The organism is Streptomyces scabichelini (genome assembly GCF_011045015.1).
Lineage (GTDB): Bacteria > Actinomycetota > Actinomycetes > Streptomycetales > Streptomycetaceae > Streptomyces > Streptomyces scabichelini.
The window spans coordinates 1-11228 of record NZ_JAAKZY010000298.1 but is presented as its reverse complement, the minus strand read 5'-3'; the positions used below and the strand labels follow the sequence as shown (position 1 = coordinate 11228).

The window sequence follows — 11228 nt, the reverse complement described above, 5'->3', positions numbered from 1 at the left end:
TCCAACTCCGCCCGCTCCTCAGCAGACAGCAGCAATGGCTCCAGTTTCGGGCCCCGACGAGGAACTGACGCACCAGCAGTAGGAGTCACATACCAACTAACGATCAACTACTGGCGCAGGACACTAGCCGGACGAAGTTCAGGCCGCCACCGGCGTTCCCCCGCGCCCGGTCAGGCTGATGGACGTGCGTGGGCCAATGCCGAGGGGATGCGGTCCAGGACGGGGAGCGGGGCCAGACCGTAGTGGTAGAAGTCGACGGCGTCGGCGGTCGCGGCGGCCGCGCCGACCTTTTCCGCCAGGTGGGCCGCGGACGAGGTGTCGGGGACGCCGGGGCGGAGTACGGCCCGCAGTGCGCAGTCGTCACCCACTGCGGTCCGGTAGGCGGTGAGGTCTTCGGCGATCCGGGCCGGGTCGCGGGCGTAGGCCAGGACCGCGTAGCCGGGGACGGTGGGCGCGACGGCCGCCGGATCGATACCGGTGCGCCATGCTTCGTCGACCGCCGGGCCGCCCGTCGGGAGGCCGTCCCCATAGCCCTTGATCGCCCCGGTCAGGTCGAGGAAGACCAGCCCGGAGCCTTCCTCCGCCACGCCAGAGGCCACGGACGCGACCAGTGAGCCGACCGTCTCCCGACGGCTGAGCGCGTACGCGGCGACGGACTCCCCCACCTGTCCGCCCAGGGTCTCGGGGCTCAGCCCGCCGGGCAGCGGGGCAGCGCCCTCCAGTACTCGGCTCACGGTCCGTTCGGCCTCCCTGCGGGCGGACCTGGCGTCCACCCCGGCGGTCTCGGCTCGCTCCGCGCAGAAGGGGCAGAAGCAGAGGCCCAGGAGGAAGTCCTCCAGCGGGCCGAACTCCACGAAGCTTCGCTCGTGGTGGTATCCGTGGCCGAATGTCCCGAAGTGGAGCGACTCGGCGACGACCCGGTCCACCCCGAGGCGTGCCACCGAGCGGGCGAGCGCGGTCGCGTAGGCCCGTACGTCCGGGTGCGCGGGGCACAGGTCGGCGGGGGCGGCGCGGTCGCCGAAGCAGTTCTCCTGGGTGACGTCGGGGTGCGCCAGGCCGAGAGTGGTGTTGTGCAGGAACACGGTCCAGCCGGACAGTCCGGCGCCCCTCTCCGAGGTGCTGCGACGCAGCGCGCGCAGCGGCTCCTCCTCGGCGCCGGGCTGGACCGGCGGCTGAAGGCGGAGCCCGCCGAACAGGTCGGCGGGCGGGAGGAAGTGGACCCCGTCCCGGCGCAGGGTGACCCGTGACGCGCCGTGCGGTGTGACGTCCCGCGCCCGGTGGTAGGCGGCCGCGACGGTGAGGCCGTCGCAGCCGTAGGTGCCGAGCACCCGGTCGAGGACCAGGTCGGGCCCTTCGCCGCGCAGATCCTCCACGAAGGCGTAGACGGAGGACTCCGTCCGCCGCTCCCGCCGGTCCTTGCTCACATCACTCTGGCTCACATCACTCTGGCTCATATGAGTTCCTCGACAGCTGCGTTCATCAGTGGCCCGCCTCGGGGCTCCGGGAGGAGCCGAGGGCATGGGAGATCTCCAGGCCGGTCCGGGCCACGACCGGGGCTATCTCACGGACCCGGGCGGGCGTCATCCGGGTAGCGAGCCCGGAGACGCTCAGGGCTCCGGTCACGCCGTCGGTGTGGTCGAAGATCGGCGCGGCCACGCACCTCACCTCGCGCTCGTTCTCCCGGTCGTCGATGGCGTAACCCTGCCGCCGGACACGTTCCAGCTCGGCGCGCAGCCGCGCCGGGTCGGTGACGGTGTGTTCGGTGACCGGTGGCATGCCGGCGGCGACCACGACACCGAAGGCCGCTTCGTCGAGCCAGGCGAGGATGGTCTTGCCGACGGCCGTACGGTACGCGGGGATCCGGCTGCCCACCCGGGAGGCCATGCGCACGTTGGTCTCGTTCTCGACCTTGTCGATGTAGACGACGTCCGGGGGCTCGTACACGACGAGATGGCAGGTCTCACCCGAGGCCTGCTGGAGAAGGCGCAGTGGTTCGGCGGCGGCGGTGCGCAGGTCGAGCGAGGAGAGGTACACCTGGCCGAGCCGGAGTGTTCCGTGGCCGAGCCGGAACCAGCCGGTTTCGCGGTCGCGGACCAGGAGGTCGGCGTCGATGAGGGGTGTGGTGAGCCGCAGCACGGTGCTCTTGTTGATGCCCAGCTCCTCGGCGATCCGGGTCAGGGACATGCCCCGGCCTGGCCCCGTGTCGTCGCGGATGTGGGCCAGGATGTCCAGCGCGCGGCGCAGGGAGGACGACTGGTTGCGGGGGGAAGGCGTGGTGGTCATGTGGTACTCCTCGGAAGAAGACCGCGTGCCACGGTGTCCCGGGCGGCCGCGAGGTGCCGTCCGGCGCGGGCGAGCGAGATCTCGTGGTGCCCCGGGAACAGTGCGTCGATGTCGAGCGAGGCGAGCCGGGTCAGGCTAGCGGCGTACTCGGGGATCCGGCAGTCGTGCAGATTCTGGAGGGAGACCCGGCCGCCGGTGAAGACGCAGTCCCCGGAGAACAGGGCCCGGTACCCGGGGGCGTCGAGGAGGTAGCAGGTGTGGCCGTCGGCATGGCCGGGCGTGGAGAGTGCGCGGAGTACGACGCCGCCGCCCAGGTCGATCTCCTCGCCGTCGGAGACCGGCGCGGTGACCGGGCAGGGTGGGAAGACGTAGTCGGGCGGGTAGACGCCCGCCGATCTGCCCCGGTCGAGGCTGATCGCCGGCTCGTCCCCCGCCGCGATCCACGCGTGGGCGGGCGCGCCGGCCAGGACCCGCATCCCCGGCAGCCGCCCGGCCAGAGCGGCGGCGCCGCCCGCGTGGTCGGCGTGGCCGTGAGTGAGCAGCAGATGGTCCGGCTCGGCCGCCCCGGCGGTCGCCGCGTTGCGGAGGATGTCGGCGGTGGAGCGTCCGGCACCGGCGTCGAGGAGGGCGCTGCGCCGGGTGCCCCGGACCAGGTAGACATGGCAGTCCAGCGGATCGGTGAGGTCGAATCCGGCGGCCCCGCTGGCCACCAGGACGACATGTTCGGTCAGTCGCACGGTCGCTCCCTCTCCCGGCGGGCAGCCACATCCGAGGCCGGGGCCCGGACCAGACCCGTCGCGCCCGGGATGTGCTGCGTGAGGCGGCGGACGGTCGCGGTGATGGTCCGGGCGGCGAGCGCCACGTCCGCGAGCGCGACCGATTCGTCGGCGGAGTGTGCGTCGGTGACCGAGCCGGGCCCGAAGACCACGGACGGTATGCCCGCGCGGGCGATCTTGCTGGCGTCGGTTCCGAACGGCATCCCCTGCACGGCCCCTGGCCGCCCGTGGTCGGCCAGCGCCTGGCACAGCGCGACGACGACGGGGCTGCCGGGCGGCGTGTCGAGGGCGTGGTCGACGGTGAAGGGCTCGTCGACCTCGACGGGTGCGCCGCCCAGCGCGGTGAGTGCGGTGAGTTCCGCGCGGTCCTGCCGCCAGACCTCCACCGGGTCCTCGCCGGGCAGGGTCCGCCGGTCCACGTCGACCTCGCAGCTGCCGGGGACGGTGTTGGGCCCGGTGCCGCCCCGGATCCGGGTGACGCACCGGGTGGCGGTGCCCAGCAGCGGGTGCGGCGGGGGCGCCGGGGCGGTGGCCGCCAGGTGTGCGATCACCGGGGCCATCAGCGAGACGGCGTTCACCGCCTCGGCGGGCCGGGAACTGTGCCCGGCCCGGCCCGTCGTCCGTACGGTGTAGCGCACGACGCCCTTGTGGGCGATGGCCGGGACGAGGTCGGTCGGCTCGCCGACGATCGCGCCGACGAAGGCGCCGACACCGGACAGGTCCTCCAGATCGGCCAGCAGCCGCAGCACTCCCCGGTAGGCGTGCTCCTCGTCGCAGACCCCGGCGAGCACGACGGTGTGGAACGGGGTTTCGCCCCCGGCCAGTTCGGCGGCGGCCAGCATGAACGCGGCCAGCGGGCCCTTCGCGTCGCAGGCTCCGCGCCCGTACAGGCGGCCGCCGCGTACCAGGCCGTCGTACGGGCCGACGGTCATGCCGTCCGTCTCCACCGTGTCCAGGTGCGATTCCAGCAGGACCGCGGACGGATCGCGTCCGGGCACGACGGCGACCACGTTGCATCTGCCCGGCAGCACCTCGTGCAGGGCGGTCCTGATGCCCCGCCGCACCAGCCAGTCCCGTACCCAGCGGGCGACCGCGCTCTCCCCGCCGTCGCCCCGGCCGTCCCGGGGATTGACGCTGGGGATCGCGACCAGGGCGCGCAGCAGCGGCTCCACCTCGGCCGCGGTGACCGTCACGACCTGCGCTCCCGCGCGTACACCAGCAGCAGGGCGATGATCAGCACACCGAGCACCACCTGCCGGACGCCTTCGGAGAGGTTCCAGGAGATCAGGAGCGCGGTGAGGAGGGTGAGCAGCAGGGCCCCGGCCACGGTGCCGAGGAGGTGACCGCGTCCGCCGAGGATGGAAGTCCCGCCGAGCACGACCGACGCGATGGACAGCAACTGGTACGGGGTGCCCATGGTCAGCGAGCTGGTGCCCGTGAATCCGAGCAGGACCAAGCCGGCCACTCCGGCCAGCACGGCGCAGGCCGAGTACGCGATGAACGCCGTCGCGCCGAGCGGCACCCCGGAGGCGCGGGAGGCGGGCTCACTGCTGCCGAGCGCGAACGCGTACCGGCCGGTCCGGGACAGGTGGAGCAACCACACGGCGGCGGCGCTGACCGCCAGCCACAGGACGAAGGAGTACGGAACGCCGAGCAGTCGGCCGTTGGCGAGCGAGTCGAGCAGCGGCACCTTCGCCGAGCTCGGGGAGCCGTTGGTGTAGACGAGCAGGGCGCCGGAGATGATCGTGCCGGTCGCGAGGGTCATCACCATGGGCGGCACCCGCAGCCAGATCACCCCGGCCGCGTTGACGGCGCCGACCAGTGCGCTCAGGACGAGTGCCGCCGTGATGCCCGCCGCGCCGCCGCCCTCGCCGGCCACCTTGGCGCAGACGACCGCCGAGAGCGCCACCACGCCCGACACGGACAGGTCGATCCCGCTCATCATGACGACCAGCGTCTGGCCGACCGCCACGATGCCGAGGAAGGACGCGGTCTGCACGAGATAGCGGAAGCTCGACGTGCTGTCGAAGCCGCTCGCGAAGACCACCGCTCCCGTCCAGGTGAGGGCGAGCACGCCGAAGGCCCAGGCGGCTCTGGAGCCGCGCAGCGCGACGAGCACCGGGTGGCGCGCGGCCGCGCGCACAGCCGCCCGTGCGGGTGCGGGTGCCGGTGCGGACGCCGTCATCGGGACATCCCCTCCCTTTCGTTCCTGGTGAGATACGTCTTGAGGGTGAGCGCCACGATGAGGACCACGCCCTGCACGATGAGCTGGTAGAAGGGCGAAATCCCGGTGAAGAGCAGCAGGTTGGTGAGCAGCCCGATCACCAGGGCGCCGAGTACGGTGCCCCGCATCCGGCCGATGCCGCCGAAGAAGCTGATGCCGCCGAGCACCGCGGCGGCGATGGAGTTGAGCGTGTACGGCGCGCCGATCGTGGGGTCGGCCGAGCCCGTCTGGATCGCCAGGCCGATGCCGGCGAGTCCGGTGAACACGGAGGCCAGCGCGTAACCGCCGATTTTCACGCCCCGGGTGTGCAGTCCGCTGGCGTACGCCCCGTGCTCGTTGCCGCCCACGGCGTACAGGGCCAGGCCGTGCCGGGTCGTCCGGAAGAGCCGCCACAGGACGAGGGCCGCGACGACGCAGACCACCGGGAGCGCGATGCCGTTCCAGCCGTTGTTGTAGGCGTCCACCAGTCCGCCCGGTACGCTGCCGCCCGGCTGCGGCAGGACGACCAGGGTGACGCCGCCCCAGAGGAACGACGCCGCGAGGGTGACGATGATCGGCGGCAGTCCGGCGTACGCCACCAGCGTCCCGTTGACGGCGCCCGCCGCGACGGCCACGCACAGGGCGAGGGCCGCCGCCGTCGCGACGCCGCCCGCGCTGTGCGCCTCGTAGGTGGCGAAGACCGCCATGGAGAGCCCGAGCACCGCGCCGAGGGACAGGTCGATGCCGCCCAGGAGCATCACGGTCGTCTGGCCGGCGGCGGCCAGGATCAGCGGCAGGAACTGGGCGGAGAGGATGGTGATCGACGCGGGGGTGAGCAGGCTCGGGTCGTAGTGCTGGTAGGCGACGAGCAGTACGGCCAGCAGGCCGAGCAGGGCGAGCAGGTCCGGGTTGCCCTTGGCGGTGGTACGGATCAGTTCACGCACGGGCCACGCTCCCGGCGGCATCCGCCGGACGGGCATCGGCGTCCGGGTGCTGGGCGGCGCCCATGACGGAGGCCCGGACGAGCCGTTCCTCGGTCAGGGCCGCGCCACTGAGCCGCTCGACGATCGCGCCCTCGTACATCACCGCGACCTCGTCGCAGAGGCCGACCAGTTCCATGGTGTCTCCCGAGGTGACGAGCACCGCCGCGCCGTCGTCGGCGAGGCGGCGCAGCAGATGGTAGATCTCCCGTTTCGTTCCCACGTCGATGCCGCGGGTCGGCTCGGCGAGCAGCAGTACCCGGGGCTCGGCCGGCAGCCACTTGGCCAGGGCGACCTTCTGCTGGTTGCCTCCGGACAGCCGACGGGCCTCCTGGGCGGGCGAGGACGCCTTGATCCGCATGCTCGCGATCAACTCGTCGACGAGCCGGGCTTCGGCGCTACGGGAGACGGTGGTCAGCCGCCTCGCCGGGGCGAGGCCGCGGAGATTGGTGAGCGCGAGGTTCGCCCGGACACTCTGCGCGACGTGCAGACCCTCGGTCTTGCGGTCCTCCGGCACGTACGCGATGCGCTGGCGGATCGCCTCGCGCGGCGAGGCGATGCGGCAGGGCCGCCCGTCGAGTTCCAGCTGTCCGGTGTGCCGGACCAGGCCGAACAGGGCCCGCAGCACCTCGCGTTGCCCCTGGCCCTGGAGGCCGCCGAGGCCCAGGATGCGGCCGGGGGTGAGGTCGAGGTCGATCCCGGAGCAGCCGCGGGGGACGGTCAGCCCGCGCACGCGCAGGCGCGGGCGGGCCTGTGCCGCGGCGGCCGGACCGGGCGCGTCGGGAGCCCGGCCGCGGGGCCCCACGGGCGGATCGCCCGCGGTGGGCTTGCCGGACGGGTCACCCGCCGTGGGCTTGCCGAGCAGGTCGCCCGCCGCGGGCTTTCCAGATTCGCCGGGTTTGCCGGGTTTGCCGGGGAACAGGTCGGACAGTTCCCGTCCGACCATCAGCCGGACGATGTCGTCGTGGTCGGTCCGCTCGCGCTCCCTGGTGGCCATGACCTCACCGTCCTTGAGCACGGTCAGCCGGTCGCTCACGGCGAACAGTTCGGCCATCCGGTGGCTGACGAAGATCACCGCCGAGCCCCGGTCCCGTAGCTCGCGGACGACGCGGAAAACGGCCTGCACCTGGTCCTCGTCGAGGGCCGAGGTGGCCTCGTCGAGGATCAGCAGGCGCGGTTCGTTCGCCAGTGCCTTGGCCAGTTCCACCAGTTGCTGCGGGCCCAGCGGCAACCGCCCCGCCCTGGTCCGGGGGTCGATGTCGAGCCCGACCCGTTCCAGCAGCGGCCGGGCCCGGGCCGCCAGGTCCCGGGCCCGCACCAGGCCGCGACGGCTCGGCCAGGCGCCGAGGAACACGTTTTCCGCGACGGTCTGGTGCGGGTTGAGGCTCAACTCCTGGTGTACGGAGCTGATCCCGGCGGCCCGGGCGCGGTGCGGCGACCACGCCCGGACCGGTTCGCCGCCGTAGACGACGCGTCCGGAGTCGGGGGTGAGGAGCCCGGTGACGAGCGAGAGCACGGTGCTCTTGCCGGCCCCGTTCTCTCCCACCAGAGCCAGCACCTCTCCGGCTTCGACGCCGAGGCTCACCTCATGGAGCACGCGGTTTCCGGCAAAGGACTTCGACACCTGTTCAACGCTCAGCACTGTCACGCGGCGCTCCTCGCCTGGGGCTGTCCGGCCGGGGGCTGTCCGGCCAGGGGCTGTGGGGCCTCGGGCTACTTGCCGATGAGCTTGTCGATCTCGGACTGCGGCAGAGCCGTGATCGGGTACGAGTCGTCCGGCTGGTCCGGCTTCACGTACTGGCTGAGGTTGCTGTCGGTGATGCTCGGCAGCGGGACCGTGATGTCGGAGGGGACCGCGACGCCCTCGGCCTTGGCCACGGCCGCCTGCAAGGCGATCACCGAGAGGTAGTTGGGCTGGGCGGTGGACAGCGAGGAGAACCCGGACTTCAGGTTGCTCTGCCAGAGCTTGAGGAACCCGTTGTAGTTCTCGCCGGTGATCGGGACCAGCTTCTTGTCCTGCTTGATCAGGGTCTGGAGCGCCGCGGCCGACAGGGCGCCGCCCTGCGAGAAGACGCCGTCGATGGAGGGGTTCGCGGAGTACGCGGAGGCGAAGGCCTGGGCGGCCGGGGCGACGTTGTACTCGCTGTGCACATTGCTGACGATCTTGATCCCGGGGTACTTCTTGAAGACCTCGGCAGCGCCCGCCCAGCGGTCCTCGCTCACGGCCACCCCGGCCGGGCCGTTCATCGCGATGATGCTGCCCTTGCCCTTGAGCTTGTCGGCCAGCCACTGGGCCGTCATCGAGCCCCACTTCTTCTGGTCGGTGCCGACCTTGATGACCTTGTCGCTGGTCACGAGGGAGTCGAACGACACGACCGTGATGCCCGCGGCGACGGCTTGCTCCAGCGCGGGGTTCAGGGCGGTGGAGGAGCCGGCATCGACGAGAATGACGTCGTACTTCTGCTGGATCATCGCGCGGATCTGCGAAATCTGCTGCGAGGTGTCGCCGTTGGCGTTGAACGTCTTGAGCGAGGCCACCTTGCCGGCGGACTTCAGCTTGGCGGCGTCGTCCTCCAGCAGCTTCAACGTCTGCTGCATCCACGAAGGCGTGAGATAGATCGTCGACCAGCCGACCTTGAGGGCCTTGGCGGCCGTCGGACTCCCGCTGCCCTTGGCAGCGACGCTGTTGTCCTTGGACTGGACGTCACACGCCGTGGCAGCGGCGAGTGAGCACAGGACACCGACCGCCACGACCCCACGTCTGAAACGTACGTTCATCGAAACTCCTCGGGGAGAAGGTGCCCGGCCGTGAGAAGGCCGGTGCGTGCGGCGAACTCCTGCGATCACGGGCGGCCCGGGAGCGGTCCGGCCGGCAGCGGAGTCACCAAGCCGGAACATCGGCGTTCCGGACGAAAGAACCGAATCTGTTGAAAGGTGAAGCTAGGTGGTGCCCGAGGCGCGGCGCTACGCTTGCAAGATAAAATTTTGTATTGCACAACACTGCTGGTGGGGCGGGGAAAGGCGGTCGGTGCCCTGCCGGGCAGCTGTGGCGGCGCTCCTACGGTGACGGCCTGCTCGCTGGCTCCTGCGCAGTCACCCGAAGACAAGCGCGGACACCGCGGGACGAGCCGCAGCGCCCGGCACATTCGGGGCGCACGCCGAGGACGCGGCTGGGGAGGGGTTGTGCGGAAAAAGCCCACGGTGGTCCTGGGCAAGCCCGCAGGCGGTTCGCTGGCGGGCTTCGGAAGGGCATCCGCGAACTCCTCCCGGAACCAAGAGCTGCTGCACGTCTGCCGCCCCTCGCAGGAGGGGCGGCAGACGCAACGTGCGAAGTAGCTCTACTTGCCCTTACCCCTTGCCCTTACCCCTGATGAGGAAGAACGTGATGACAGCCCCTGGAGCAACATGATGATGGTCGCCGGCCAGTTGTCAGTTATCGCCGCTGCCTGTGGGTACATTTTTCCTCCTACGTGATTACTCCCCACTCCTGCAGCGGCCAGAGCGAGGCCGACAGCCTGCCCACCCGGGACGAACATGGCGGCAAGTCCGACAGCCTGGCCGCCGCGCGAGCCGCTCGCCACCTGATAAGCCGAGGAAGTCCAGACCGCTGGGGTCGAGGTAGGTGCCGGTGTAGCGGTAGGGCTGGTTGGTGCCGGTGGCGGTGCGGGCCTCGCCGTAGGGGCCGTAGCTGTAGGTGGCGGTGCGCTTGCCGCTGGCGTCGACGAGGCCGATGACGCTGCCCTGGACGGTCGGCGAGGTAATACTGGCTCGCTCCGCCCGATGTCAGATGGGCAAGGCGGTCGGTTCGAGTGACAGATGGCCGGGGAGGCACTCCTCGGGCAACCCCAGAGGGCAACCGTGGACCACCCCGGTGCCCTGTCCCGGCCGGGACAGGGCAGACGGAGTACCTCCGCAGCTTCGCCGTCAGTGGGCGCTCGTGGTGGCGATGTCGCTGATGTGGTTGTACCGCTCCACCAGCACGAAGAGCTTGGTCTTCTGCGTGGTCTCCCCGCTGCCGAACGTCAGGGTGACGATGAGTTCGTGGCTGTGCCCCAAGGTGCCGTTGTCGGTCACCGTCCACCGCGCCGGGACGTTCTGGGCACGCAGGACGCCGTCCACCCCGTTCTTCTTCTCCCAGGCCGCCAGGCGCTTGGCGAAGTCGGGCGTCAGGTCGTGCTTGCGGAGCGCCGTGGCCAGCGTGACATCCGGGTCCGTGTAATCGCCCTTCGCGTCGACGTACGCGCCATAGAAGTCGGCGACCCGGGCCACCACGTGGCCGGACGTGCCGCTGACCGACTGCGGTGCGGCGGCGGACGACTTGGCGGGGGCATGGACGGACGCCTGTGCCGACACTTGCGTCGACACACCGAGTCCGATGTCGCAACTCCTCCCGGGCCGCGTCCGATTCGAGGACACAGGACGGCCCGACTGCTGTGGAAGCGCCCGCCGACCGTGCGAGCAGATTCAGCAGGTGGAACTGCTGGAGATCTTTATTCCGGTGACGCTGTAAGCGTTCGTGAACAAGGTCTGGCTGTTCGGCGACAGGTGATATCGCGGTACTTGGCGATCGGCGTGCCCGCGTTCCAGGCGTACACCTCCACGTAGAAGCAGACATAGGGATACGGGCAGCCGTGGGTGGGAGGCTCCGCCTGGGCCGTCGACGCACCGGTCACGGACATGGCTGCGACAGCCACGCTCACGCCGGCGTGACCTGCCGCCTTTCGGACGACGGACTGCAAATCAAACCTCCTAGTGTCCTGCGCCAGAGATTCGTCGGCAGAAGCGGGCGAGGGAGTCGAGGATTTCTTCGGCTGTCTTGGTCCAGATGAAGGGCTTGGGGTCTTCGTTCCAGTCCTTGCCCCAGGCGCGGATGTCGGCTTCGAGGGCCTGGATGTTCTTGTGTGCGCCGCGGCGGATCATCTGGTGGGCGAGGTAGCCGAACCACCGCTCGACCTGGTTAATCCAGGAAGAACCGGTCGGGGTGAA

9 protein-coding genes and 1 pseudogene are annotated in these 11228 nt (G+C 71.0%); all 10 read right to left on the bottom strand.

Annotated features, from left to right (window positions below; genetic code table 11):
* Positions 1-170: 170 nt before the first annotated feature.
* Positions 171-1454, bottom strand: a complete 1284-nt coding sequence (locus G5C60_RS46565) for a hypothetical protein (protein WP_165269650.1) — start codon at positions 1452-1454, stop codon at positions 171-173.
* Between the two features lie 25 nt (positions 1455-1479).
* Positions 1480-2283, bottom strand: coding sequence for an IclR family transcriptional regulator (locus G5C60_RS46560; RefSeq protein WP_165269648.1), 804 nt, complete (start codon positions 2281-2283; stop codon positions 1480-1482).
* A complete protein-coding gene (locus G5C60_RS46555; protein ID WP_165269646.1) occupies positions 2280-3020 on the bottom strand; it encodes an MBL fold metallo-hydrolase in 741 nt (246 codons plus the stop codon). Before G5C60_RS46555 ends, G5C60_RS46560 begins: the two co-directional genes overlap by 4 nt.
* Positions 3011-4252: a M20/M25/M40 family metallo-hydrolase gene (locus tag G5C60_RS46550; RefSeq protein WP_165269644.1), complete on the bottom strand. Its 1242-nt coding sequence runs from the start codon at positions 4250-4252 to the stop codon at positions 3011-3013. Before G5C60_RS46550 ends, G5C60_RS46555 begins: the two co-directional genes overlap by 10 nt.
* Positions 4249-5244, bottom strand: coding sequence for an ABC transporter permease (locus G5C60_RS46545; RefSeq protein ID WP_165269642.1), 996 nt, complete (start codon positions 5242-5244; stop codon positions 4249-4251). The genes G5C60_RS46550 and G5C60_RS46545 overlap by 4 nt, the downstream gene beginning before the upstream one ends.
* Positions 5241-6206, bottom strand: a complete 966-nt coding sequence (locus tag G5C60_RS46540) for an ABC transporter permease subunit (RefSeq protein WP_165269640.1) — start codon at positions 6204-6206, stop codon at positions 5241-5243. The genes G5C60_RS46545 and G5C60_RS46540 overlap by 4 nt, the downstream gene beginning before the upstream one ends.
* Positions 6199-7890, bottom strand: coding sequence for an ATP-binding cassette domain-containing protein (locus G5C60_RS46535; protein ID WP_165269638.1), 1692 nt, complete (start codon positions 7888-7890; stop codon positions 6199-6201). The genes G5C60_RS46540 and G5C60_RS46535 overlap by 8 nt, the downstream gene beginning before the upstream one ends.
* A 65-nt stretch (positions 7891-7955) precedes the next feature.
* Positions 7956-9020 (bottom strand): ABC transporter substrate-binding protein, encoded by a 1065-nt coding sequence (locus tag G5C60_RS46530; RefSeq protein WP_165269636.1) that lies wholly within the window; start codon positions 9018-9020, stop codon positions 7956-7958.
* Between the two features lie 1146 nt (positions 9021-10166).
* On the bottom strand, positions 10167-10607 hold the full coding sequence (locus G5C60_RS46525) for a hypothetical protein (protein WP_206440856.1): 441 nt from the start codon (positions 10605-10607) through the stop codon (positions 10167-10169).
* Between the two features lie 384 nt (positions 10608-10991).
* A pseudogene (locus G5C60_RS46520) lies at positions 10992-11228 on the bottom strand (IS630 family transposase); the annotation flags it as partial.